The sequence below is a fragment of the Dactylosporangium sp. NPDC049525 genome (genome assembly GCF_040676755.1).
Lineage (GTDB): Bacteria > Actinomycetota > Actinomycetes > Mycobacteriales > Micromonosporaceae > Dactylosporangium.
On sequence record NZ_JBFAPO010000006.1, the window covers coordinates 116664 to 141030 of the forward strand.

Below are 24367 nucleotides of genomic sequence, written 5' to 3' on the forward strand. Positions count from 1 at the left end.
TGCACGGAGATCAGCGGATGCATCTGCTCGGAGGTCAGCGGATGCCGAGCGCGATGCGGGTGGACGGGGCGAAGAGCAGGATCGCGCCGGCCAGGCCGAGGGCGAACAGTGGCGCCCCGATCAGCGGCTGGCCGTGCGTGAGCATGGTCCAGCCGATCGGCATCTGCAGCATCTGGGCGACGATGCCGGGGCCGCGGGCCCACCGGCGGCGGCGGTGCAGGGCGACGGCAATACCGAGGAACAGCACGGTCATGAGCGCCAGGTAGCCAGTCGATGAGAGCGCGATCGACGCGGCGGTCCATTCGGCGGTGACGTCCAGGTAGACGACAACCAGCGTGAGCAGGGCAAGTCCCGCGCCCTCCAGGAACAGCAGCCGGACCGCCCACCGCAGGGTCGCCGATGCCTCCTCGGGCGCCGCCGTGCCGCTCACCTGGCATTCCCTTCCTCAGCGCCGTATCGCGCGCACCAACCTTATCGCGCGGGAGAGCGGGTACAGTGCCGCCCATGCGAGCCCTCCTGGTCGTCAACCCGAACGCGACGACCACCACCGAACGCGGCCGGGACATCCTGGTGCGGGCGTTGCGCAGCCAGGTCGACCTCGAGGTGGCGTACACGCAGCGCAAGGGCCATGGCGTGGAGCTGGCGCGGGACGCCGCCCGGGAGCGGTTCGACCTGGTCGTGACGCTTGGCGGGGACGGCACCGTCAACGAGGCGGTCAACGGGCTGATGACCTTCGACACCGGCGCGGCGGCGGGGCGGGCGCAGGAGCGGCCGGCCCTCGCGGTCGTCCCGGGCGGCTCCACGAACGTGTTCGCGCGGGCGTTGGGCCTGCCGAGCGACTGGGCCGAGGGCACCGGCGCGATCCTGGAGGCGCTGCGGGACCGGCGCGAGCGGATCGTCGGGCTGGGCCGCGCCGACGATCGGTATTTTACGTTCTGCGCCGGCATGGGGCTGGACGCGGAGGTCGTCCGCCGGGTTGACCAGGCCCGGCACAAGGGATCGACGTCGACGCCGTGGCTGTATTTCCGTGCGATCGCGCAGCAGTACGTGTCCACGAACCGCCGGGTGCCGCTCCTCACGCTCGAGCTACCGGGCGAACCGGCCCGGTCCGGGCTAACGTGGATGTTGGTGCAGAACACCGCACCGTGGACATACATCGGCGAGCGGCCGGTGGATCCGAATCCGCGGGCCTCGTTTGACACGGGGCTTGACGTGCTTGGCCTGCTGGAGATGCAGGTCGGGAGCACGGCCCGGACGTTGGCCCAGTTGGCGAGGGGTGCTGATCCGAAGGGCAAGCAGGTCCTGCGGATGCACGATCTTGCCGGGTTCACGCTCACCGCCGCCAAACCGATCGCTTTCCAGGTCGACGGGGAGTACCTCGGAGAGTGCGACAAGTTGGATTTCGCGTCCGTGCCCGGGGCGTTACGCGTAGTGTGTTGAGTCACCCCCGGCGATCTTCCACCGAAGGGGGAGAAAGTTGCAGAGAGTCGCGAGAGAGACACCGCGACCGCATCTCCGAAACCCCTCCGGTCGTTGACCGAACCGTACTACATTGGTAACTGGCTGTTGCGATTCAGGGTCCCCAACCACAATAAAATCGGACAAACAGTGCGTGAGCTTGCTCACCGACTTGGATTTTCTTGGTTTGGACCCCTTGACATCGCGGTAGTTCGTGAAAGCATTCACAAGCGAAACGAACACTGAGCGTTGCCCGCAGGCGCGTTACGGATCTTCAGGCTCCGCCTAGCCGAGACGTTACGCGAGATGCATATAGGGAATCACTAACAACGATCCGCGAAAACAACAAGGAGTGTTGCCGCCATGTCGGACTGGCGCCACCATGCCCTCTGCCGCGACGAGGACCCGGAGCTGTTCTTCCCCATTGGGACATCGGGCCCCGCTCTGCTGCAGGTCGAGCAGGCGAAGGCAGTCTGCCAGCGCTGCTCCGTGACCAGCGACTGCCTGCAATGGGCACTCGATTCCGGTCAGGATGCAGGAGTCTGGGGCGGAATGAGCGAAGACGAGCGTCGCTTGATGAAGCGTCGCGGCGGCCTCCGGGTCCGCGCTCACTCCGCATAGCCTTCCCATAACCGCACCACAAGAACGCAGCTCGGACCTGAAGCGCACCGAAGCCGAAAGCGCGCCGACGACAAGAGCAGCAGTGAAGACGAGAGCGCCCCGGCCGATGCGCCGGGGCGTTTCACGTGTCGGTCCCCGCCAATCAAATGCCCGCTAACCCCGATAATGGGGGTCGTTGGGGCCGGGCGGCGGGAAGTTCGGGCCGTCGTAGCCGGGAGCGCCATATGGCGGCTGGCCGTAGCCGGGCGGCGGATAGCCGGGCTGCCCGTAACCGCCGCCGTAGCCGGGGGCGCCATAGGGCGCCTGGCCGTAGCCGGGCGGCGGATAGCCGGGCGGATACTGCTGTCCGCGCCAGTTGGCGGACTCGACGTCGATCAGCCGCTCCAACTCACCGCGGTCCAGGAACGTCCCCCGGCACTCAAGGCACTGTTCGATCGTGACGCCGCTGCGCTCGTACGACTGCATCGTGCCGCGGCACTTCGGGCATGTCATCTGCATACCCCCAAGGTAGCCCTCGGCCACCAAGCGCGAGATCAGCCGTTTCCGCAGGCCGCCCGGCCGGTGTGGCTAGTCGAACAATTCCTGGAAGAAGCTGTCGCGGTGGTGCTTCTTCCGCTTCTTGTGATGCCCGTAATGACCGTAGTGACCGTGCGACTGCGGATAATGCGGCTGACCGTGGACAGGCTGGCCGTGCCCAGGCTGACCGTGGACAGGCTGACCGTAAGCCGGCTGCCCGTACCCAGGCTGGCCGTAACCAGGCTGACCGTGCACCGGCTGTCCGTAGGGCTGCTGACCATAGGCCGGCTGCTGCGGATACGCCTGCGGGGCACCGGGCGGCGGGAATCCCGGAGCGGCGGGCGGGACACCCGGGGCACCCGGCTGCTGACGCCTGCCGTGCCAGGCGTCCTCCGCGTCGACGAGCTTCTCCAGCTCACCGCGGTCGAGGAAGATCCCCCGGCACTCCAGGCACTGGTCGATCGTGACGCCGCTGCGCTCATACTGCCGCATCTCGCCACGGCACTTGGGGCAAGTCATCTGCATACCCCCAAGGTAGCCGTCGGCACCAACGCAGCGGTTCAGGCGGCGAGGTCGGCCATCGGTGCCGATGCCGCGCCGACCCTCGCCGCGACCAGCCGAGCCAGGTCAAGGGCCCGGCCCAGCGGCGGCGCGGCCGGCGTCATCGCGCCCGCCGACACCGCGGACGCGACGGCGATGTCGTGCAACCGGCCGGGGGCCAGGAAGTACGAGGAGATCGCCACCCTGGCACAGCCCAGCGAGGCGACAGCGACCGCCCCGGTGACCCGCGACCCGGAGGCGAAGGCGGCCCGGCACGGCAGGCCGAGCTGCTGTCCGAGCGCCGCGGCGGCCAGATCGACGGTGTGCCTGGCCAGGTCGTCGCGGGTACCAGCGGCGACCATGACGATCCCGTCAGCGTCCAGGGAGGGCAGCTGGCGGCGCAGCGCGGCAACGAGCAACGGCTCCACGAAGCCACCGACCGGCCCGAGCACGTCAGTGACGTCCACCCGGAGGGAAAGACCATTGGAGTAGGCCCGGTCGATGACCGCAGGCAGGTCCACACGGCCGTGGAAAGCCGCGGTCAGCAGCAGCGGTACCACAACCACCGAACGATGCCCGAGCCGCTGCATGTCGAACAGCACCGCGTCCGGACGGGGGCCCGCATGGTCCAGGTAGGACGTGCGAACGTCCAGCCCGGGACGCTGGGCCGCGACCGCGCGGGCGAGGGCCCGCGTAGAGGCCGCCGCCCGCGGGTCCGCAGACCCGTGCGCCACCAGGAGAACCGCTGTCATCCCGCGTGCAGGCCGCACTCGGTCTTGTCGAACATCGGCCAGCGCCCACCGCGCGGGTCGCCGCCCGGAGGGGTCCGCCGGGTGCACGGCCAGCAGCCGACCGAGGCGTACCCCTGCCGCATCAGCGCGTTCACCGGCACGTTGTAGCGGGAGATGTACGCGTCGACGTCGGCCTGCGTCCACTGCGCCAGCGGCGACACCTTGAACTTGTCGCGGGCCTGCTCGAAGCCGACGATCGGCGTGTTGGCCCGGCTCGGCGACTCGTCGCGGCGCAGGCCGGCGGCCCAGGCGTCGTAATCCGACAGTGCCCGCTCCAGGGGCTCGATCTTGCGCAGGAAGCAGCACTCGTCGGGGTCGCGGGCGTAGAGCCGCGGCCCGTGCTCGGCGTCCTGCTCGGCGACGGTCTGCCGCGGGCGGATCGAGCGGACCGTCACCGGCAGGGTCCGCTGGACGACCTCACGGACCCGCAGGGTCTCGGCGAAGTGCAGGCCGGTGTCGAGGAAGATGACCGGCACGCCGGGCACCACCTTTGACACGACGTGGGCGAGGACGGCGTCGGCGAACGAGCTGGTCACACAGAACCGGTCGCCGAACTCGCCGGCGGCCCACTCCACGATCTTGTCAGCGGTCTGGCCCTCGAGGCGGGCGGACGCCTCCTTGGCGAACGCTATGGACTCTTCCCTCGTACGTGCAACGGCTGTGCTCATCGCTTCGCCTCCAACGCTCGTGCCGCAAGTCCCAGGAATTTCAGTGAGAAGACCCGTGCGCAACTGCGGCACTCCCATGCGCCGTGGGTGTCTTCGTGTGGCCGTAGGTCCTCGTCACCGCAGTACGGGCAATAGAGGGGAGCCATGCGTTCGCTCATCGGAGTTCGTCCTCCGGTGCCCGCATGACCCAGCGGGCGAAGGACTCGCCGGACGTGCGGCCGGCCAGGTAGTGGTTGGTGATCCGCTCGACGTAGGCGGGCAGGTCGGCGGCGGTCGTCTTCAGCCCGCGCAGCTTGCGGCCGAAGCCGGCGTTCTGCCCGGCGGCCATGCCGAGGCCGCCGCCGAGGTGGATCTGGAAGCCCTCGACCATGTTTCCCGAGGTCTCGTCGCGCACGAGCATGCCCTTGAGACCGATGTCGGCGACCTGGGTGCGGGCGCAGGCGTTGGGGCAGCCGTTGAGGTGGATGGAGATGTCGGCGTCGAGCTCGGCGACCTTGGCCTCGAGGTGCTCCACCAGCTCGGCGGCGCGGGCCTTGGTCTCCACGATCGCCAGCTTGCAGAACTCGATGCCGGTGCAGGCCATCGTGCTGCGTCGCCAGCTGGACGGGCGGGCCTCCAGGCCGGCGGCCTGCAGCTCCCGCACGACGGCCTCGGTGTCGGCCTCGGCGATGTCGAGCACGATGAGCTTCTGGTACGGGGTGAGCCGCACCCGGTCGCTGCCGTGCCGCTCGGCGACGTCGGCGACCTTCGCCAGCTGGGTGCCGGAGCTGCGACCCGCCAGGGGCGCCGCGCCGACGAAGTACTTGCCGTCCCACTGCTTGTGCACGCCGATGTGGTCGATCGGCTTCTCCGGCAGGTCCGGTGACGGGCCGTCGATGAGGGCGCGCTTGAGGTACTCGGTCTCGAGGATCTCGCGGAACTTCGCCACGCCCCAGTCGGCGACGAGGAACTTCAGCCGGGCGCGGGTGCGCAGCCGGCGGTAGCCGTAGTCGCGGAAGATCTGGATGACGCCGTGCCACACGTCGACGACCTCGTGCAGCGGCACCCACACGCCGAGCCGCTGGGCGAGCATCGGGTTGGTCGACAGCCCGCCACCGACCCAGAGGTCGAAGCCGGGGCCGTGCTCGGGGTGGATGACGCCGACGAAGGAGACGTCGTTCGCCTCGTACGGGGTGTCGGGCAGCCACGAGATCGACGTCTTGAACTTGCGGGGCAGGTTGGACAGCGACGGGTCGCCGACGAACCGGCTGGTGATCTCGGTGATCGCCTCGGTCGGGTCGAGCATCTCGCTCTCGGCGACCCCGGCGATCGGGCTGCCGAGGACGACCCGCGGGGTGTCGCCGCAGGCCTCGGTGGTGGACAGGCCGACCGCCTCGAGCTCCTGCCAGATCTGCGGGACGTCCTCGACGCGGATCCAGTGCAACTGGATGTTCTGCCGGTCGGTGATGTCGGCGGTGTCGCGGCCGAAGCGGGTGGAGATCGACGCGATGGTGCGCAGCTGCGCCAGGCTCAGCTGGCCGCCGTCGCTGCGGATGCGCAGCATGAAGTACTTGTCGTCGAGCTCCTCGGGTTCGAGGATCGCGGTCCGGCCGCCGTCGATGCCGGGCTTGCGCTGCGTGTACAGGCCGAACCAGCGGAACCGGCCGCGCAGGTCGGCGGGGTCGATCGAGTCGAAGCCGCGGTGCGCGTAGATCGTCTCGATGCGGGCGCGGACGTTGAGCGGGTTGTCGTCCTTCTTGCTGCGCTCGTTGGGGTTGAGCGGCTCGCGGTGCCCGAGTGCCCACTGCCCCTCGCCGCGAGGGCGCCCACCGGCTCCGGTCCGTGCGCCGCGGGCGGCGGGACGGGGAGCGGGTGCGGCGTTTTCTGCCGGGACGGTGTTCACCGTCATGTCGGCGTCCTCTCAAGGTTGAGAGCACGCGAGCCTGCGCCGGCCTATCGCGGAAGATGCGCGATGGATGACGTCGATGTCATGAAGAATCCGGCGCGAAGTCGCGCACCCGAGAAAAATTAGCGGGCGGCGTTCAGCAAGCCGGACACATGGCGCTGCGCACGCGACCGTAGTCAACGTGTCGGCGGCTGACGAGCCGCAGAGAAGCAGCGTGCATAGGGTGCAGTCTTCCACGTCGACCGGTCCTTACGCCACGTCGGCGTGAGGGTTGTCTCAAACCCGCGTCACCTAGACGTAACATAAACACGACTCTGCCGATAGGAAATGCAGACCCAAAAGGGCCTGGTGGTGGCCGGAAAAGCGCACGAGTCCCACACTGCGGTAGGTTTCAGCGTTTCGCCAACGGGACGACCATCACGGCCTCGGTGCCGCCCTCGGCCCGGGTGCGCAGCTCGATCGTGCCGCGCAGCTCCCCCGTGGCGAGGGTCCGGACGATCTGCAGCCCGAGACGCTCGCTGCTGTCCAGGTCGAACCCGTCGGGCAGGCCCCGCCCGTTGTCGGCGACGGTCACGTGCAGCTGCTTGCGGAAGCGGTGCACGGAGACGACGACCTCGGGAGATGCGGACGACGGCGGCTCGAACGCGTGTTCGACCGCGTTCTGCAGCAGCTCGTTGAGGACCATGACCAGCGGCGTGGCGATCTCGGCGGGCAGCACCCCGAAGTCGCCGTTGCGGCGCAGGGCCACCGTGAAGTCGGACGCGCCGACCTCGACGGCGGCGGCGGCGACCCGATCGACGATGCCGTCGAACTCGACCGCCTCGTCGGCGGTGTCCGACGCCGACATGGACAGCGTCTCGTGGACCAGTGCGATGGAGGCGACCCGGCGCACCGACTCCTCCAGGGCGTGCCGGGCGGCCGGGACGCCGACCCGCCGGGCCTGCAGCCGCAGCAGCGCGGCGACGGTCTGCAGGTTGTTCTTGACCCGGTGGTGGATCTCCCGGATCGTCGCGTCCTTCGTCATCAGCTGCCGGTCCCGGCGCCGGACCTCGGTGATGTCGCGGACCAGGACCAGCGCGCCGATCGGTACCCCCGCGGGCATGAGGGGCAGTGCCCGCATGAGCACGGTCGCGCCGCGGGCCTCCAGCTCCTTGCGGGCGGGCGCGTCGCCGCGCAGGGCGGAGTGGACCCGGTCGGTGGCGTCCTTGCCCTCCAGAGGGTCGTCGACGAGCCGGCCGGTGATCTCCGCGAGGCTCTCCCCGACCAGGTGCGCGGCCAGCCCGAGCCGCCGGTACGCCGACTGCGCGTTCGGGCTGGCGTAGGTGACCTTGCCGGACGCGTCGAGCCGGACCAGGCCGTCGCCGATGCGGGGCGCGCTGGTGGTCTCCCCCGGGTGCCGCGGCGGCGGGAACGTGCCGTCGGCGATCATCTGCGCCAGGTCGTCGGCGGTGGTCAGGTAGTTGAGCTCCAGCTGGGCCGGGGTCCGGGCGGTGCTGAGGTTGGTGTCGCGGCCGACGACGGCAATGACCTGGGCCTCGCCCCGGCGGCGGACCGGGATCGCCTCGTGGCGGGCGGGCATGTCGCCGTACCAGACGGGGTCGCCCTCCCGCCAGATCCGCCCCTGCGACCGCACGATGGTCAGGTGCGCCACCTCGGGACCGCCGGAGATCCGCCCGACCTGGTCGTCCTGGTAGGCGGTCGGCGCGGTGGTCGGGCGCACCTGCGCGACGCACAGGAACTCGCCCCGGTCCGCGATCGGCACCCACATGAGCAGGTCGGCGAAGGACAGGTCGGACACGATCTGCCAGTCGCCGGCGAGGCGGTGCAGGTGCTCGATGTCCTCGGGGGCGAGGGAGGTGTGCTCCTCGACGAGGTCACGCAGGGTCGACACCGGTACAGACTAAGGTGAGCCGGTGCGACGGCTGGCGCTTCCCCTGACCCTTGTCCTTACGCTGGGCGGCTGCGGGTGGGTGGGCCGAGCCGACGAGACCAGCAAGCCCGACGGTTTCCTGCTGCACGGGTATGCGAGCGTGGCGGGTGCGGCGACGGGCATCCCGGGCACGCCGTGCCTGGCGCCGGCCAGCGCGCCGGACATCGTCGCGGGCGCGACGGTCAAGGCCGCCGACACCGCCGGCAAGGTCATCGCCGTGACGACGCTGTCCGCCGGGGTGCTGGCCACCGCCGCGGACGGGTACCACTGCAACTTCGGCTTCGAGCTGCTGAACCTGTCCGGGAGCCGGGACGCCTACCAGATCCTGGTCGCCGACCGGCCCCCGGTGTCGTTCGAGACGCGGGCGCTGCGCGAAGGCCGGCCCGCGGTCGTGGACATCGCCGCCGTTACAGCGTCGACGTCACCTTCTTGAGGCCGCGCGGCGCGTCGGGGTTCTCGCCGCGGTGCAGGGCGAGGGACAGCGCGAGCCGCTGCAGCGGCAGGATGTCCAGCAGCGGGGCGTAACGCTCGTCGACGTCGGGGGTCTGCACCCAGCCGGCGGCGCCGTCGACCGCGGACGGGCCGAAGACGACCACGTCGGCGCGGCGCTCCCCGAGCCGGCCGACGACGTCGCGCATCGAGGTGCCGGCGGGGCCGCCGCCGACGACCGCCAGGACCGGCACGTCGGGGTCGGCCATGGCTAGGGGGCCGTGCAGCAGGTCCGCGCCGGAGAAGGCGAGACCCGCCACGTAGGAGGTCTCCATGAGCTTGAGCGCCGTCTCGCGGGCGGTGGGGTACGCGTAGCCGCGCCCCGTGGTGACGATCCGGTCCGCGAACCGGTAGCGGGCGGCGAGGTCGGCCGCGCTGCTGTCGGCGAGGAGCGCGGCCGCGTGGTCGGGCAGCTTGCGCAGCTCGGCGAGCTCCTCGGCGGGCAGGATGCCGCCGCCGCGGATGCTCTCGACGAGCATGAGCAGCGCGAGCAGCTCCGCGGTGTAGGTCTTGGTGGCCGCGACGGCGATCTCGTGCCCGGCGACGACGTCGATGTGCAGCTCGGCGGCCTGGGCGAGCGGCGACTCGGCGTTGTTGGTGACGGCCAGGGTGTGCGCGCCCTGCTCGCCGGCGACCCGCAGGACCTCGCGCAGGTCGGGTGAGCCGCCGCTCTGGCTGACCCCGACGACGAGCGTGTCGCGCAGGTCGGGGCGGGCCCCGTACAGCGTCATCGCCGACGGCGACGCGAGGCCGACGGGGATGCCGAGGCGGATCTCGGTGAGATACGCCGCGTACAGCGCGGCGTGGTCGGACGTGCCCCGCGCCGTGAAGATCACGTTGCGTGGCTGCCACTGGGCGATCTGTGCGGCGACGGCGGCGATCTTGTCGGCCTGCTCGTCGATGAGCCTCGCGAACACCGCCGGCTGCTCGGCGATGTCCGCCTGCATTCCGGCACCGGGCTGCTCCGTCACGGCTGTCTCCCTACCTCGTCTGGTGCGCGTTACTGCGCAAATATTCGCAGCTTCGCGCACCAGACGCCAGTTTTTCGCGCAAGTTCGCGCATCTCGTGCGCGAAACTACCCTTCCTGCGCAACGAGCGTGCTTTCCGCCTGCTCCTTCGGCGTCTCGGGGCCGCCGCGCAGCGCCACCTCGCGGATGAAGATCGCGAGCAGCGGCACCAGGACCGTCGCCGCGATCGCCCACAGGAACACGCTCGACGTGGCCCCGGCGATCGAGTCGACGACCGCCGCGCGCACCTGCGCGGGGAGCTGGCCGAGCGTCGCCGGCCCGATCGACGCGCCGCCGCCACCGCCGCCGGAGAGCTGGTCGGCGGCCTGCGGGCCGACCTTGTCCGCGAGCAGGTCGTGCAGCCGGTGGTTGAAGATCGCGCCGAACGCCGAGACGCCGAACGCGCCGCCGATCGACCGGGCGAACGTCGCGGTGCTGCTGGCCACGCCGAGGTCCTTGAGCTCGACGCTGTTCTGCGCGATGAGCATCGAGGTCTGCATCAGGAAGCCCATACCCAGGCCGAGGACGGCCATGTAGATCCCGGATTCCAGCTTCGAGGTGTCGGAGTCCAGCCGGGACAGCAGCACCATCGCCAGGATCATGACGAGCCCGCCGATGAGCGGGTAGATCCGGTACTTGCCGGTCTTGGTGATCAGCCGCCCCACCAGCAGCGAGGTGACCAGCAGGCCACCCATCATCGGCAGCAGCAGCAGGCCGGAGTTGGTCGCCGAGGCGCCCTGGACGATCTGCTGGTACAGCGGCAGGAACGTGATCGCGCCGAACATCGCGAACCCGACCAGGAAGCCGACCCCGGAGATCAGCGAGAAGTTGCGGTTGCGGAAGATGCCCAGCGGCAGGATCGGCTCCGGGTGCCGGCGCTCCACGACCGCGAACACCGCGAGCGCGGCTGCGGCCAGCACGGCGAGCCCGAGGATCTGCGCGGAGCCCCAGGCGTACTGGTTGCCGCCCCACGTGGTGATCAGCACCAGCGCGGTCACCCCGATGGACAGCAGCGCGGCGCCGACCCAGTCGATGCGGTGCTCGGTGCGCCGCTTCGGCAGGTCGAGCTTCAGCGCGAGCAGCGTGAGGGCCGCGCCGCCGAGCGGCAGGTTGACGAAGAACGCCCAGCGCCAGTCGGCGTGGTCGGTGATGAAGCCGCCGACGAGCGGCCCGCCGACCATGGCGACCGCCATGACCGCGGCGAACTGGCCCTGGTACTTGCCGCGCTCCCGCGGCGGGACGAGGTCGCCGAGGACGGCCATCGCGCCGACCATGAGGCCGCCGGCGCCGAGACCCTGGAAGGCGCGGAACCCGATCAGCTGCACCATGTCCTGCGCGAAGCCGCACAGCACCGAGCCGAGCAGGAACAGCACGATCGAGGTCATGAAGACCGTCTTGCGCCCGTACAGGTCGCCGAGTTTGCCCCAGATCGGCGTGGAGACGGTGGCGCCGAGGACATACGCGGTGACGACCCAGGACAGGTGGTCGACCCCGCCGAGGTCACCGACGATGCGTGGCATCGCGGTGCCGACGATGACGTTGTCAAGCATTGCCAGGAGCATCGCCATGAGCAGTCCTGGCAGGACGACGCGGATGTGCTTGTCGGACATCGTGCCACACCTTACTTGTCGGCCGGCTAGTTAACTTACTAGCCGCACGGTAAGCTCGTTACTAGCCGCTCGTCAAGTAGGTTCACGTAGGATGGTCCCGATGGAGCAGAACCAGACCGCCGCCCGCGTCGTGCGGGGGCGCAACCGCATCCGCACCACCACCGGTGGCGACGCGGACAGCGACGACGTGCGCACACACATCCAGCGGGTCGCCCTGGAGCTGTTCATCGAGGAGGGCTACGACAAGACCTCACTGCGGGAGATCGCGGAGCAGCTCGGCGTCACCAAGGCCGCGCTGTATTACCACTTCCCGACCAAGGACGACATCGTCAACAGCCTCATCGAGCACCGCATCGCCGCCATCGACGCGCTGATGGAGTGGGCCGAGGCGCAGCCGCGCACCGAGCAGACCCGCATCGAGTTCGTGCGGCGCTATTCGGTGCTGCACGACGTCTCGAAGCACGAGCACGTGATCCGCTTCTTCGAGCGCAACCAGACCCTCATCAACACCCTGCCCGCCGGCAAGCTCATGAAGGGGCAGATGGAGCGGGTCTTCGGCTTCCTGATGGACCCCGAGGAGTCCACCGTCCAGCAGATCCGCCGCGCGATGGCGATCTTCACCATCCACGCGGGTCACTTCATTTTCCGCGGCCGCGACGACGTGTCCGCCCAGGACCGCCGCGACGCGACCCTGGTGGTCGCCGAGGACCTGATGCGCCTCGCGGCCCACCGCGACACCGCCGAGGACGAGGCGGAGCGCCGCTGAGCCTCAGGCGGCGGCCGGCAGTTTCAGCCGCAGCCCGAGCAGGTTGACGCCCGGCACCGGGGTCCAGTCCAGGGCCGGCTCACGCACGAAGCCGAAGCTGTCATACAGCGCGAACGCCGCGGTGTTGCGGTCCCGGGTGGAGATCACCAGCGATCCGCAGCCGGCCGTGGCCGCCCGCTCGACGCAGGCGCGCACCAGTGCCCGGGCCACCCCGCGCCGCTGGGCAGCGGGGTCGACGGCGAGCATCCGGAACTCGGCCTCACCGGGCTTGGACAGCTCCGCGTAGCGCGTGCCGGGCAGCACGAACGCGACGGCACCCAGCAGCGCACCGCCGTCCGCGGCCACGAGGATCTCGCTGTGCTGGGCGCGGGTCGCCACGTCGGCGAGCACCTCGCCGTAGCCGTGCTCCTCCTCGAGCTGCCCGTCGGCGCGATACGCCTCGACGGTCAGCCGCGCCACCTCGGCGAAGTCGTCCGGCGTCGCGGGCCGGACCGTCACCGCTGCTGACGTCACCCGATCACGGCGATCAGGTCGCCCTCCTGCACCACGTCGCCCTCGTTGACGGCGATCTGGCTGACTGTGCCCTCGGACTCGGCGATGACGGGGATCTCCATCTTCATCGACTCGAGGATCATGAGGGTGTCGCCCTCGCTGACCTCGGCACCGACCTCGGTGGTGATCTTCCAGACGTTGGCCACCATCTCGGCACGGATCTCGTCGGACATCCCGGTCTCCTTTGACGTCGGAAGCTGATCCGCAGCATATCCGCGCGAAACCCGGTCGCGCTCGGCGCGGAGCCGAACGCATCATGACGGCGTGGAATCGGCCATCACGGTAACCCCGGCGACCCTGCCCGGCGTGCTCCTGCACGTCGCGGTGGTCCGTCCTGTCTTCGTGTGGGGTCAGCCGGGCATCGGCAAGAGCTCCCTGGTCCAGCAGTTCGCGGCGGCGCTCGGCCTGGACTGCGTCACGCTGATCGGCACCCAGCTCGCGCCCGAGGACCTCATCGGCGTCCCCGAGCTGCGCGACGGGCGCAGCCGCTTCGCACCACCGGAGTCGATCGCCCGCGACGAGCCCTACTGCCTGTTCCTCGACGAGCTCAACTCCGCCTCCGCCGAGGTGCAGAAGGCGTTCTACTCGCTCATCCTCGACCGGCGCATCGGCGCGTACGAACTGCCCGCCGGCTCGATCGTGATCGGCGCCGGCAACCGGGCCTCCGACAACGCGCTCGCCCGGCCGATGGCCTCCGCGCTGATCAACCGGCTCATCCACGTGCACCTGCGGGCCAACGCGGACGACTGGCTGCGGTGGGCCATGGGCGCCGGCCTGCACACCCTGATCACCGAATACCTCACGCAGCGGCCGGACCACCTGTGGTCGAAGCCGCCGAAGACCGAGGAACCGTTCTCCACCCCGCGGTCCTGGCACATGCTGTCCGACGCGCTGCACTCGTTCGGCGGCGATCTCGACAAGGACGCCGGCGAGGACATCCTGCGGGTCCTCACCGCGGGCACGCTGACGCCCACGCACGCGTCGGCGTTCTGCGCGTATGTCAAGACCGTCCGGCACCGCTACGGCCTCGACGCCATCGTCCGCGGCGACGCGTCGTGGCCCCGCGACCCGACGGACCGTGACCTGCTGTACTTCTTCGCCGAGGCGTTCCGCGCCCGGCTGGTCAAGGACCTGCCGGCCAGCCGCGAGCACGCCTCGCCGTCCGTGCGCCGCTTCGCGGTCCGGGCGAAGGGGCTGCTCGTCGAGCTCGCCGAGATCTCCCTCGAATGCGCGCAGCTGGTCATCGCCACCGACGAGGACGGGATGCCGGCGCTGCCGGCGTGGTTCCTGGTCGAGGTGACCCGGGACCTGCCGCGCCTCGTCGCCGCCCGGACCTGAGCCGATGGCCGTGAAGAAGGTCGACCCGCGGCTCGAGCGCGCCCAGCAGGCCTGGGCCGCGGTCGCCGGCAACGCGATGTTCCGCGCCCTCGCCAGCGACCCGACCGGCGTCGACCCGCGCGAGCTGCGGTGGCGGTGGGCGGAGGACACCCCGCTGATCCGCGCCCGCGGCCACGCCCGCGTCCACGCCGACGGCACCGTCGTGGCCAACAAGCACTCGCCGCTGGAACTGGACGAGTGGCTGTGGGTGTTCGCGCACTGCGCCCTGCACCTCGGATTCGGCCACCTCGACGACCCCGCCGAGCGGGTCGACGCCGAGCTCTCCGTGGCGCGGTGCGTGGTCGTCGCCCGGTTCCAGGCGGAACTGCGGCTCGGGCGGGCACCGGTACACCTGCCGGAGCTGCCCACCGCACCTGAGGAGCAGCTCGCCGAACGGTGGCGGGTCTCCGGTGTCCCCGACGGGATGGCCGCCTGCTCGACCGGTGGGGCCGGCGGCGACACCGACCTCACCCCGGGCACGCCCGTCGACCCTCATCGGGTCCGCTGGCAACCGCCCGCCCTGCCCGGCGCGACGGTGATGTCCTGGCCGGACCGGTTCGCGCTCGGGCTCGGCCAGGCCGCGGCGGCCGCCGTCGACGAGGCGGGATCGATCCGGCAGACCGGCGCCGCGCGCAAGCTCGACGAGGCGTGGGAGTCGGCGCGCCGGTGGTTCGTGTCGTCCTACCCGCTGCTGGCCGGCCTGGCCGCCGGGTTCAGCATCATCAGCGACGTCACCGTCTCCCGGGACCTGTCGATCAGCATCGCCGCCGTCGATCCCTCCGCGGCCGAGATCTACGTCAACCCGTTCGCCCCGCTCAGCCCCGACGAGCGGCGCTTCGTCATCGCCCACGAGATGCTGCACGCCGCCCTGCGCCACGGCGACCGCATCGCGCACCGCGACCCCTACCTGTGGAACATCGCCACCGACTACGTCATCAACGGCTGGCTCGTCGAGATGGCCGTCGGCGACCTGCCCGAGGGCGCCCTCTACGACCCGCAGTTCAAGGACGCCGGCGCCGAGGAGGTGTACGACCGCATCGCCACCGACCTGCGCCGCTTGCGCCGCCTCGGCACCCTGCGCGGCCGCGGCCTCGGCGACATCCTCTGCGATGCCCGCCGCCCGCACCGCGGCACCGAGCTCGACGAGTACTACCGCCGCGCCCTCGCGACCGGCCTCGCCTTCCACGAGTCGCACGGCCGCGGCTGGCTGCCGGCCGGCCTGATCCAGGAGATCCGGGCCCTCGACCACCCGCCGCTGCCGTGGGACGCGCAGCTGGCCCGCTGGTTCGAGGAGCACGTCCGCGGCCCCGCTCCCCGCCGGTCCTACGCGCGCCCGTCCCGCCGGCAGAGCTCCACCCCTGACATCCCCCGACCCGGGTGGCTCTGGCCGGAGGAGGAGGTCGAGCGGGCCACGTTCGGCGTCGTGCTGGACACGTCCGGGTCGATGGACCGCACCCTGCTCGGCAAGGCCCTCGGCGCGATCGCGTCCTACGCCGCCGCCCGCGACGTCGCCGCCGCTCGGGTCGTGTTCTGCGACGCGGCCGCGTACGACGCCGGTTACCTCCCCGTCGCCGACATCGCCGGCCGGGTGCGGGTCAAGGGCCGCGGCGGGACCATCCTCCAGCCGGGCGTGCGCCTGCTGGAACGCGCCCCGGACTTCCCCGCCGACGCCCCGATCCTGGTCATCACGGACGGCTACTGCGACCACGTCCGGGTGCGCCGCGAGCACGCCTTCCTGGTCCCGGACGCCGCCCGCCTGCCCTTCACCCCGCGGGGGCCGGTCTTCCGCCTCCGCTGACCGCCCCAACCGGGGCGGTCGCCGCGGGGAAGTTCACGGCCGGAGCCCCAGAGCGCCTCAGAGCGCTCCGAAGCGCTTCAGGGCGGTCAGTCCGTGCGCAGCTCGCGGGCCTCGGCGTTGACGACCAGCTCGGAAAGCTTCAGCCGGAGGCGGCTCTTGAGCTCGGCGGGCGCCAACTCGGAACCGCAGCAGCGGGCGACGAGGGCCTTGACCTCCTGCTCGATGCCGAACTCGCGCAGGCACGGCGAGCACTCGTCGAGGTGGTCGCGGATGAGCGACCGGCGGTCGTCGGCGCACTCCAGGTCGAGGTACAGATACACCTCGGCGAGGACGTCACCGCAGTCTGTCTCGTGCGGGTCTCCACAGCTCATCGATCTCAGACCTCGCTCGGCTCAGCGGACGGGGTGCGGGTGAATCCCCGGTCGGCAGCGTAGGTCTCGAGCGAGCGGCGGAGGTTGCGGCGGCCGCGGTGCAGGCGGGACATCACAGTGCCGATGGGCGTGTTCATGATGTCGGCGATCTCCTTGTAGGAGAAGCCCTCGACGTCGGCGAGGTAGACGGCGAGCCGGAACTCCTCCGGCAGCGACTGCAGCGCCTCTTTGACGTCGGAATCGGGCAGCCGGTCGAGCGCCTCGGTCTCGGCGGAGCGCAGACCGCTGGACGTGTGCGACTCAGCCTCGGCGAGCTGCCAGTCGGTGATCTCCTCGGTCGGCGCCTGGACGGGCTGGCGCTGGCGGCGACGATAGGAGTTGATGTAGGTGTTGGTGAGGATGCGATACAGCCAGGCCTTGAGGTTGGTGCCCGTCTCGAACTGGTGGAACGCCGCATACGCCTTGAGGAACGTCTCCTGGACGAGGTCCTCCGCGTCGGCAGGGTTGCGCGTCATGCGCAGGGCCGCCGCATACAGCTGATCGATGAAGGGCAACGCGTCGTGCTCGAACCGGATGCGCTGCTGCACCGCGCTCTCGCTGCTGACCACTCGTGCGACTCCAACCCTCGACCGTCCTGCCGAGGATACGCCGAGTTGCTGAGCGACTTCTGAGTTTGTGGCGCCCGTCAACCGCTCGCGGACGATCGGCTGCCAGGACGGATCGGGCTCCGCGTCCGTCGCCGCCGGCCACGACGGGCTGAACAGCAACTGTCGGATGCGCTGATCCTCGCGCTCAAGGATGGCCACGCTGCGACTTCCCTCCACAGGCGACGCCTCGGCAGCGTCGCACGGTCGGTGTAACACCCGCGGCGCGCCGGCCATTCCTACCCGCCTGCCCCGGCGACCGGCCTTTTTGGATTGGGACCGGTCGGCCGCCGGGAACAGGAAGGGCCTGGGAGGTTGCGGAACGACATCGGTCCGCGGTGTGGAGAGTGTGTCCGATTTGCACCGGTCACAAGCTGTTCAACGAGCGATTCCGGCGGTGGTGACGAACGCCACGGCGATCTGTGCGAGCAGTTGCGGCGCCTTCGACAGGGCGTGGGTCTCGCCGGGAAGGACCTCGACGAGGACCAGCGGCTGGGGTTCGGGCACGCCGAAGGCGTCCCGGTCGCCGTTGAGCACCAGCGTCGGCACGCCGGTGCGCAGTTCATCCGCCCGGGTGACCTCCGGGCGGCCGGGCGGGTGCAGCGGAAAGGCGAGCGCCAGGATCCGGTCGGCGCCGGCCTCGGCCGCGGTGCGGCAGGCGACCCTCGCGCCGCTGGACCTGCCGCCGACGACGAGCGAGTCGACCGCCACCCGGCGGCGCAGCTCGGCGATGACGGCCAACCAGGCGGCGTCGAGCTGCCTGGCCGACGCCGGTGGGCGGCGGGCCCCGGCGACCCGGTAGGGCTGGGTCACCATGGCCACCCCGGCGCCGGCGGCGAGCACGGCGGCACGCACCGCCACCAGGTCCACGGCGTCGACGTCACCGCCGGCGCCGTGGCCCAGGACGAGCAGTGTCCCCGTGTATCCCGCGGGCACGTCGAGGGAGAAGCGCGCGACCCCGAACGGGGTCTCGAGCTCCTGGCCCCGCAGTGACCGCCGCGCTCTCGAACGACTGGGCCTGCCGGTCAGCTGGCCGCCCCCACCGGATCCCTCCGATCGGTGCGGCCGACGCGCTGGATCGGCAGCAGCGGCAGGCACGCCACTGGGCCGATCCGATGCTCCGGTGTCGGGCCGGTCAGGCCGGGATTGGGCACGTCGCTGCGCCATGCGACGAGCATCGCACGCCGCTCACGCGGCGTGGTCGCTCCCCACACCCCGTGGCAGTCGCCGACCTCCAGCGCCCAGGCCAGACAGGCACCTTGGACGTCGCAGGTGCGGCACAGCGCGACGGCAGCGTCGGCGGGCTCGCTCGGGGCCGGAAAGAACGTCTCCGGATCAACGGTTTGGCACGCGCCGCGTGTCCGCCAGGCATCATCGCCCTGTTGCTCGCGAGCAGCGCGCAACAGACGCGGATCGCGCTTGGCGGCAGCGACCTCATGCGGGCGTGGCATCCTCGCCCGGGTCATACACCCACCTCCCCCGTGGGTCAAACGAACACTAGGCAGGAAAACGTCGGGATGCCCCCATCCGACATTGACCTACCGGCGCTGTGTTCTATCGCACAAACACCTGCAAATACAAGAGTTTTCACGCCGATCGTCAAATTCTGCCGGGGATGAAATGGACGTAAACCTAAAAGAGGGTCAGATCGATCGGCTCTACGTCGCCCGGTCGCAGCGCCGGTGCCGGCACCCGGTCGAGCAAATCACGGCCGTCGTTGCGAACGTCACCCACCCGCGCGCCGACCGGGCGCAGCTCCAGCCGCGCGACGTGCTCGGACGGGGTCGGGGCCAGCAGCCGCTCATCGACGGGTGCCTCCAGCCACTCCTCCCACCGCGACCGCGGCAGCACCAGTGGCATACGGTCGTGAATGAGCGCCAGATCATCGACGGCGGGCGCGGTGATGATGCTGCACGTGAGCACCCGGCCCTCGCCTTTGCCCCACACGGTCCAGATTCCGGCGAACACGCACGGCTCCTCGTCACCGAGCGTCATGAAATAGGCCTGCTTCGCCTTGCCCTCGCCGCGGACCCATTCGAACCAGCCGTCGGCCGGGACGAGACAGCGCCGCTTCGCGAACGACTGGGCGAACGCCTTCGAGTCCGCGACCGTCTCCGAACGGGCATTGATCATCCGGGCGCCCACCTTCAGGTCGGCGGCCCACGGTGGGACCAGGCCCCAGCGCGCCGCGCTGAGCACCCGGCCGCCGGCGGACTGGGAGACGCGCACCACGGGCACCTGGTCCGTCGGCGCCACGTTGTAGTCCGGCTCGAGCCCGTCCGTCTCATCGGCCGCCTCGAACAGCGCGCTCAGGTCAACGTTGCTGCGGGATGTCGCATACCGACCACACATGCCCATTACGGTACCGACGCCGGCTGTGACTCCGCGAACGCTGCATTGTCAGCAGTCGCTACTCAACGGAACGAGCCGCACACTGAACGCGTGCCGAACCTGACCGCCCCCGCATACCTCCCGTGGACCGCGCCGACCGCGCCGGGTCCGGTGACGGCCACCGTGCAACTGCCCGGTTCGAAGTCGATGACGGCAAGAGCCCTGGTCCTCAGCGCGCTGTCCCTCGGCGCCAGCACCCTGCGCGCGCCGCTGCGCGCCCGCGACACCGAGCTCATGGCCGCCGGCCTGCGCGCCATGGGCTGCCACGTGTCCACCTCCGACGACCGTCTGTGGCTGTTGCGCCCCCGGCCCCTCGGCGGGCCCGCCCGGGTCGACGTCGGTGCCGCCGGCTCGGTGCTGCGCTTCCTGCCTCCGGTCGCCGGTCTCGCCGACGGCGCGATCACGTTCGACGGCGACGAACGCACCCGCACCCGCCCGATGGCGCCGCTGATCGGCGCGCTGCGCAGCCTCGGCGCGCGGGTCGACTACGCCACCGGCCTGCCGCTGACCGTGCACGGCATCGGCCGCATCACCGGGGGCGAGGTGACCATCGACGCGTCGGCGTCCAGCCAGCTCGTGTCGGGGCTGCTGCTGTCCGCGCCCGAGTTCGACCGGGGTGTCGTCGTGCGCCACGCCGGCCCGCCGGTCCCCCGCGCGCCGCACCTGCGGATGACGGTCCAGATGCTGCGGGCCGCCGGCGCCGGCATCGACGACAGCAGGCCCGACGTCTGGGTGGTCGAACCGGGGCGGCTCAATGGCCGCGCCTGGGACATCGAACCCGACCTGCTGGGCGCCGCGCCGTTCCTCGCCGCGGCGCTCATCACCGGCGGCACCGTGACCGTCGCCGGCTGGCCGCCGCGCTCCGGCGTCCAGCCCGCTGGGCGCCTGCTGGACCTGCTGCAGCAGATGGGCGGCTCGCCCACGCTCACCCGGCAGGGTCTCGTCATGCGCGGCACCGGCACCGTCCACGGCATCACCGCGGACCTGGCCGACGTCGCGGAGCTGGCCCCGGTGCTCGCCGCGCTCGCCGCCGTCGCGGACTCCCCGTCACACCTGCACGGCATCGCCCACCTGGGCGGGCACGAGACCGATCGGATCGCCGCGCTGGTCACGGGCCTGACGAGGCTCGGCGCGGACGTGACCCAGGACCACGACGGCCTGCGGATCCGGCCCCGCCCGCTGCGTGGCACCACGTTCCCCACCCACGACGACCACCGCCTCGCGCACGCGGCCGCAGTCCTCGGGCTCGCCGTCGACGGGGTGCATCTCGACGACGTGACATGCACCGCGAAGACACTGCCGGAGTTTCCCCGGCTATGGTCAACGATGGTGAACGGCACGGGATCGTTTGGGGGGCAGGACTGACGCGCAAGCGCGAGTACGACGAGGATGACGTCCGGGTCCGCCCGAGCCGGTCCTCGCGACCTCGCACGCGCACCCGCCCCAAGCACAGCGACGCCGTCGAGGGGTTCGTCGTCGCGGTCGACCGCGGCCGGTACACCTGCCATGTCGCCGACACCGACGCCGTCGTCACCGCGATGCGGGCCCGCGAGCTCGGCCGCCGCGGGGTCGTGGTCGGCGACAACGTCCAGATCGTCGGCGACGTCACCGGCAGGCCCGACACCCTCGCGCGCATCGTGCGCATCGACGACCGCAGGTCGGTGCTGATGCGCACCGCGGACGACGAGGAGGGCACCACCGAGGGCCGCTTCGAGCGCGTCGTCGTCGCCAACGCCGAGCAGCTCGTCATCGTCAACTCGCTGCACGACCCGCCGCCGCGGACCGGCTTCATCGACCGGTGCCTCGTCGCGGCGTACGACGCGGAGATCGAGCCGCTGCTGTGCCTCACCAAGGGCGACCTCGCGGGGCCCGCCGCGGTGCTGGACTACTACTCCGAGCTGGACCTGCCGCATGTCCTGTGCCGCCCCGACGCGCCGCTGGACGACCTGGTCGCCGCGCTGCGCGGGCGGGTCTCGGTGATGATCGGCCACTCCGGCGTCGGCAAGTCCACGCTCGTCAACCGGCTCGTCCCCGGCACCGACCGCGCGGTCGGCGTGGTCAGCGCCGTCGGCAAGGGCCGGCACACGTCCACCAGCGCCGTGGCGCTGCGCCTGCCGGGCGGCAGCCCCGACGAGGCGGGCTGGATCATCGACACGCCCGGCATCCGGTCCTTCGGCCTGGCGCACGTGTCGGCGGACAGCCTGCTGCACGGGTTCCCCGACCTGGTCGAGGCGTCGACCCGGTGCGCGCCCAACTGCGACCACACCGGCGCCGGCGGCGAGTGCGGCCTGGACATGCTGGTCGCCGAGGGCGGCGCGGACGCGCGGCGGCTCGCCTCGTTCCGCCGCCTCCTCGCCTCCAAGGAGGGCTCCCCCGACCCGCAGGAGATCGTGGACGCCCCGGAGGCGTGAGGCCGGAACCCCGAGCGGGCCTACAAGCGGGCCTACAGGATGACGGGACCGCCGGTGCGCCAGTAGGTGCCGTCGGCGCGGGAGAGCAGGTCGCTGTCGACCAGGTAGCGGCGCAGCGCGGCGTAGTCGTCGAACCAGGCCCGCAGCACCGCGTTCACCTCGCGCTCCGGATACCGGACGCCGGGCTCGAACGAGGCGACGATGTGCTCCAGGACGACCTGGCGCTTGCCGTGCGCGGCGGGCATCTGGGTCAGCCGGCCGTCGACCACGAAGGTGCGCAGGATCTGGTCCCGCTGGCGGTCGGGGTCCATGGGCTCGACGGCGGCCGGGACCGCCGCGTGGGCGCGGACGGAGTCCTTGAAGACCTCGACGTCGGCGCACAGGACGCCATCGACGACCTCCAGCAGGCCGCCCTGCTGGAGCCGGCCGACGGCGGCGGCGACGGTGCGGGCGGACAGGCCGGTCGCGGACTCGATCGCGGTGAGACCCGGCGCACCGAGCACCACGGCGGCATAGACGCGGAGCCGGTCCTCTTCGGCGAGAAGGCCGCACAGCGCGGCCGGCGACGTCGCGGTGCGCGCCGCGTGCGGCGCGTTGGGGGTCCGGGGTGAGAATCCCCCGGCGGGACCCGCCGCAGAGCGGTGGGGCGGCTGGTGACTGCTCACAAACGGCGACAGTACTGCCAGAAGATGGCGATCGTCGGCTAAGTTTCCGCGCATGGCGCGCTACGCGGACGACCTGGCCCTCGCTCACATGCTTGCCGACACCGCGGACGCGATCGCCGTTCCCCGGTTCCGGGCCCAGGATCTGCACGTGTCGACGAAGCCGGACCTGACGCCGGTGACGGAGGCGGACACGGCGGTGGAGAAGGCGTTGCGGGCCACGCTGCAGCGGGCCAGGCCGCGCGACGGGGTGCTGGGCGAGGAGTTCGGGGCGACGGAGGCCGCCGCCGGTCCGGGGACCCGGCAGTGGGTGATCGACCCGATCGACGGCACGAAGAACTACGTCCGCGGGGTGCCGATCTGGGCGACCCTGATCGCCCTGATGGAGGGCTCCCAGCCGGTGGTGGGGCTGGTGTCGGCGCCGGCGCTGGGCCGGCGGTGGTGGGCCGCGCTCGGTCACGGTGCGTATGCGGGGCGGCACACCGCCGCGGCGACGCCGATCCGGGTGAGCGGCGTCGACCGGCTCGCGGACGCCAGTTTCTGCTACTCGTCGCTGCGTGGCTGGGAGGAGGCCGGGCGGCTCAACGGGATCCTCGACCTGACCCGCCGGACCTGGCGGCAGCGGGCGTACGGCGACTTCTACGGGTACATGCTGCTCGCCGAGGGGGCCGTGGACATCATGGTCGAGCCGGAGCTGTCGCTGTGGGACCTCGCCGCGCTGGTGCCGATCGTCACGGAGGCCGGTGGCACGTTCACCGACATCCAGGGGCAGCCGGGGCCGGGCGGCGGCAGCGCGATCGCTACGAACGGTCACCTTCACGAGGACGTTCTCACCCGTTTGGGCAACCCCAGATTGTCCGGTTTGTCAGGCTAAACCGAATAGTCCGCATGCCCCACCTCCGAACCGGGTCTATCCTCTCCGGGTGGCATCTTGGAGTTGGTTCTTCCTCGGCGCGATGATCGCTGCCTACGGGGTGGCCAACCTGCTGCAGTCCGTCGCCGCCGCCCGCACCGACCTGCACCACGGATTCCACCCGATGCTGCTGCTGCGGCTGGGACGCCACAAGTCCTACCTGATCGGGGTCGCCTGCCAGTTCGGCGGCTTCGCCCTCGCCTTCTTCGCCCGCCGGGACCTGCCGCTGTTCCTGGTGCAGTCGGCGATGGCCGCCGGGCTCGGCGTCACCGCCCTGCTCGGCGTGCTGATTCTCAAGTGGAAACTGCCGAGGACCGAGCTCGCGCTGCTGGTGCTGCTCGCCTTCGGCATCGCCGCGCTGGTGCTCGCCGCGAAGCCGGCACCGTCCCGGCAGCTCGGCACCGCCGGCGTCGCCGGGCTGATCGCCGCGCTCGGCGTCCTCGCGGTGGTGGGGTTCTTCGCCGTCCGCCTGCACGGGGCACCCGGGTCGGTGGCGCTCGGCGCGCTGTCCGGCGTCGCGTTCGGCGCGGCGGCCGTCGCGTCGCGCCCGCTCGCCTCCGCGGACAACCTCGGCCAGTTCCTCACCGACCCGCTGTCCTACCTGCTGATCGCCCATTCGCTCGTCGGCCAGCTGCTGCTGGGCCTGGCGATGCAGCGTGGCTCGACGACCGCCGCGGTCGCCGCCATGGACGCCGCCGGCGCGGTGCCCGCCGCCCTGGTCGGCCTGCTGGTCCTCGGCGACGGCGTCTGGCCGGGCCGGGAGTGGCTGGTGGCGGCCGGCTTCGTGGTCACCCTCGGCAGCGTGATCGGCCTGAGCTTCTACGCCGAGCCGCAGCACCATCACCAGATCACCCGCGAGGCGAAGACCCTCGTGCTCACCGGCGCCCCACTGGCCGCCAGGCGCCCCGCCCGCCGCTGAGGCCCCGCGAGCCACCCGCGCCACCCACGCCACCGCGGCCACTGCAA

At 71.3% G+C, this 24367-nt stretch carries 27 protein-coding genes; 10 read left to right on the plus strand and 17 right to left on the minus strand.

Features of this window, described 5'->3' with window-relative positions:
• Window positions 1–34: 34 nt before the first annotated feature.
• Entirely contained in the window at window positions 35–430 is a 396-nt protein-coding gene (locus tag AB0K00_RS12415) for a hypothetical protein (RefSeq protein ID WP_363519259.1), read from the minus strand.
• Window positions 431–504: 74 nt separating this feature from the next.
• On the opposite strand from AB0K00_RS12415, the gene AB0K00_RS12420 reads away from it, so the two are divergent.
• Together AB0K00_RS12420 and AB0K00_RS12425 are read left to right on the plus strand one after the other, a co-directional pair.
• Entirely contained in the window at window positions 505–1440 is a 936-nt protein-coding gene (locus AB0K00_RS12420) for a diacylglycerol kinase family protein (protein WP_363519262.1), read from the plus strand.
• A gap of 381 nt (window positions 1441–1821) precedes the next feature.
• A complete protein-coding gene (locus AB0K00_RS12425; RefSeq protein ID WP_033358446.1) occupies window positions 1822–2079 on the plus strand; it encodes a WhiB family transcriptional regulator in 258 nt (85 codons plus the stop codon).
• 153 nt (window positions 2080–2232) lie between these two features.
• On the opposite strand, the gene AB0K00_RS12430 is transcribed toward AB0K00_RS12425, so the two are convergent.
• The 6 genes from AB0K00_RS12430 to AB0K00_RS12455 form a co-directional block, all read right to left on the minus strand.
• A complete protein-coding gene (locus tag AB0K00_RS12430; RefSeq protein WP_363519265.1) occupies window positions 2233–2577 on the minus strand; it encodes a zf-TFIIB domain-containing protein in 345 nt (114 codons plus the stop codon).
• Window positions 2578–2646: 69 nt separating this feature from the next.
• Window positions 2647–3120: a zf-TFIIB domain-containing protein gene (locus tag AB0K00_RS12435; RefSeq protein ID WP_363519268.1), complete on the minus strand. Its 474-nt coding sequence runs from the start codon at window positions 3118–3120 to the stop codon at window positions 2647–2649.
• 35 nt (window positions 3121–3155) lie between these two features.
• A complete protein-coding gene (locus tag AB0K00_RS12440) occupies window positions 3156–3887 on the minus strand; it encodes a CbiX/SirB N-terminal domain-containing protein (protein ID WP_363519270.1) in 732 nt (243 codons plus the stop codon).
• Window positions 3884–4594: a phosphoadenylyl-sulfate reductase gene (locus AB0K00_RS12445; RefSeq protein WP_363519272.1), complete on the minus strand. Its 711-nt coding sequence runs from the start codon at window positions 4592–4594 to the stop codon at window positions 3884–3886. The genes AB0K00_RS12440 and AB0K00_RS12445 overlap by 4 nt, the downstream gene beginning before the upstream one ends.
• A gap of 154 nt (window positions 4595–4748) precedes the next feature.
• Window positions 4749–6482, minus strand: coding sequence for a nitrite/sulfite reductase (locus AB0K00_RS12450; protein WP_363519275.1), 1734 nt, complete (start codon window positions 6480–6482; stop codon window positions 4749–4751).
• A gap of 388 nt (window positions 6483–6870) precedes the next feature.
• Window positions 6871–8370, minus strand: a complete 1500-nt coding sequence (locus AB0K00_RS12455; protein ID WP_363519278.1) for a histidine kinase N-terminal domain-containing protein — start codon at window positions 8368–8370, stop codon at window positions 6871–6873.
• A 22-nt stretch (window positions 8371–8392) separates the two neighbouring features.
• On the opposite strand from AB0K00_RS12455, the gene AB0K00_RS12460 reads away from it, so the two are divergent.
• Complete coding sequence (locus AB0K00_RS12460) at window positions 8393–8842, plus strand: hypothetical protein (RefSeq protein ID WP_363519280.1); 450 nt, start codon at window positions 8393–8395, stop codon at window positions 8840–8842.
• Here the strand turns inward: AB0K00_RS12460 and AB0K00_RS12465 are convergent.
• Both AB0K00_RS12465 and AB0K00_RS12470 read right to left on the minus strand, forming a co-directional pair.
• The gene (locus AB0K00_RS12465) at window positions 8817–9845 is read right to left on the minus strand and encodes an SIS domain-containing protein (RefSeq protein ID WP_363519675.1); all 1029 of its coding nucleotides are present in this window, start codon (window positions 9843–9845) and stop codon (window positions 8817–8819) included. The two genes, AB0K00_RS12460 and AB0K00_RS12465, sit on opposite strands and share 26 nt — an antisense overlap.
• Before the next feature lie 129 nt (window positions 9846–9974).
• Window positions 9975–11516, minus strand: a complete 1542-nt coding sequence (locus AB0K00_RS12470; protein ID WP_363519283.1) for an MDR family MFS transporter — start codon at window positions 11514–11516, stop codon at window positions 9975–9977.
• Between the two features lie 100 nt (window positions 11517–11616).
• Here AB0K00_RS12470 and AB0K00_RS12475 point away from each other — a divergent pair, with 100 nt between their 5' ends.
• Window positions 11617–12282 carry a helix-turn-helix domain-containing protein gene (locus tag AB0K00_RS12475; RefSeq protein WP_363519286.1) on the plus strand — a complete coding sequence of 222 codons (666 nt, stop codon included), beginning with the start codon at window positions 11617–11619 and terminating at the stop codon, window positions 12280–12282.
• Window positions 12283–12285: 3 nt separating this feature from the next.
• Here AB0K00_RS12475 and AB0K00_RS12480 read toward each other — a convergent pair whose 3' ends face one another.
• Both AB0K00_RS12480 and AB0K00_RS12485 read right to left on the minus strand, forming a co-directional pair.
• Window positions 12286–12795, minus strand: coding sequence for an N-acetyltransferase (locus AB0K00_RS12480; protein WP_363519288.1), 510 nt, complete (start codon window positions 12793–12795; stop codon window positions 12286–12288).
• The gene (locus AB0K00_RS12485) at window positions 12792–13007 is read right to left on the minus strand and encodes a biotin/lipoyl-binding carrier protein (protein ID WP_363519290.1); all 216 of its coding nucleotides are present in this window, start codon (window positions 13005–13007) and stop codon (window positions 12792–12794) included. The genes AB0K00_RS12480 and AB0K00_RS12485 overlap by 4 nt, the downstream gene beginning before the upstream one ends.
• A gap of 91 nt (window positions 13008–13098) precedes the next feature.
• Here AB0K00_RS12485 and AB0K00_RS12490 point away from each other — a divergent pair, with 91 nt between their 5' ends.
• Together AB0K00_RS12490 and AB0K00_RS12495 are read left to right on the plus strand one after the other, a co-directional pair.
• Window positions 13099–14172, plus strand: coding sequence for a MoxR family ATPase (locus tag AB0K00_RS12490; protein WP_363519293.1), 1074 nt, complete (start codon window positions 13099–13101; stop codon window positions 14170–14172).
• Window positions 14173–14176: 4 nt separating this feature from the next.
• Window positions 14177–16009, plus strand: a complete 1833-nt coding sequence (locus AB0K00_RS12495; protein WP_363519295.1) for a hypothetical protein — start codon at window positions 14177–14179, stop codon at window positions 16007–16009.
• An 86-nt stretch (window positions 16010–16095) separates the two neighbouring features.
• Here AB0K00_RS12495 and rsrA read toward each other — a convergent pair whose 3' ends face one another.
• The 5 genes from rsrA to AB0K00_RS12520 form a co-directional block, all read right to left on the minus strand.
• A complete protein-coding gene (gene rsrA / locus AB0K00_RS12500) occupies window positions 16096–16380 on the minus strand; it encodes a mycothiol system anti-sigma-R factor (protein WP_363519298.1) in 285 nt (94 codons plus the stop codon).
• Between the two features lie 5 nt (window positions 16381–16385).
• Entirely contained in the window at window positions 16386–17261 is an 876-nt protein-coding gene (locus AB0K00_RS12505) for a sigma-70 family RNA polymerase sigma factor (protein WP_363519301.1), read from the minus strand.
• 141 nt (window positions 17262–17402) lie between these two features.
• Complete coding sequence (locus AB0K00_RS12510; protein WP_363519304.1) at window positions 17403–17960, minus strand: alpha/beta family hydrolase; 558 nt, start codon at window positions 17958–17960, stop codon at window positions 17403–17405.
• Window positions 17961–18049: 89 nt separating this feature from the next.
• Window positions 18050–18490, minus strand: a complete 441-nt coding sequence (locus tag AB0K00_RS12515; RefSeq protein ID WP_363519307.1) for a WhiB family transcriptional regulator — start codon at window positions 18488–18490, stop codon at window positions 18050–18052.
• Window positions 18491–18656: 166 nt separating this feature from the next.
• Window positions 18657–19376, minus strand: coding sequence for an SOS response-associated peptidase (locus AB0K00_RS12520; RefSeq protein WP_363519310.1), 720 nt, complete (start codon window positions 19374–19376; stop codon window positions 18657–18659).
• A 90-nt stretch (window positions 19377–19466) separates the two neighbouring features.
• Between AB0K00_RS12520 and aroA the strand changes: the two genes are divergently transcribed.
• Together aroA and rsgA are read left to right on the plus strand one after the other, a co-directional pair.
• Window positions 19467–20780: a 3-phosphoshikimate 1-carboxyvinyltransferase gene (aroA, locus tag AB0K00_RS12525; RefSeq protein ID WP_363519313.1), complete on the plus strand. Its 1314-nt coding sequence runs from the start codon at window positions 19467–19469 to the stop codon at window positions 20778–20780.
• On the plus strand, window positions 20732–21826 hold the full coding sequence (gene rsgA / locus AB0K00_RS12530; RefSeq protein ID WP_363519316.1) for a ribosome small subunit-dependent GTPase A: 1095 nt from the start codon (window positions 20732–20734) through the stop codon (window positions 21824–21826). Before aroA ends, rsgA begins: the two co-directional genes overlap by 49 nt.
• Before the next feature lie 32 nt (window positions 21827–21858).
• Here rsgA and AB0K00_RS12535 read toward each other — a convergent pair whose 3' ends face one another.
• Window positions 21859–22491: a DUF2087 domain-containing protein gene (locus AB0K00_RS12535; protein WP_363519318.1), complete on the minus strand. Its 633-nt coding sequence runs from the start codon at window positions 22489–22491 to the stop codon at window positions 21859–21861.
• A gap of 52 nt (window positions 22492–22543) precedes the next feature.
• Between AB0K00_RS12535 and hisN the strand changes: the two genes are divergently transcribed.
• Window positions 22544–23362, plus strand: a complete 819-nt coding sequence (gene hisN, locus AB0K00_RS12540; protein WP_363519319.1) for a histidinol-phosphatase — start codon at window positions 22544–22546, stop codon at window positions 23360–23362.
• Between the two features lie 82 nt (window positions 23363–23444).
• Window positions 23445–24320: a hypothetical protein gene (locus AB0K00_RS12545; protein ID WP_363519678.1), complete on the plus strand. Its 876-nt coding sequence runs from the start codon at window positions 23445–23447 to the stop codon at window positions 24318–24320.
• The last annotated feature ends 47 nt before the right edge of the window (window positions 24321–24367 follow it).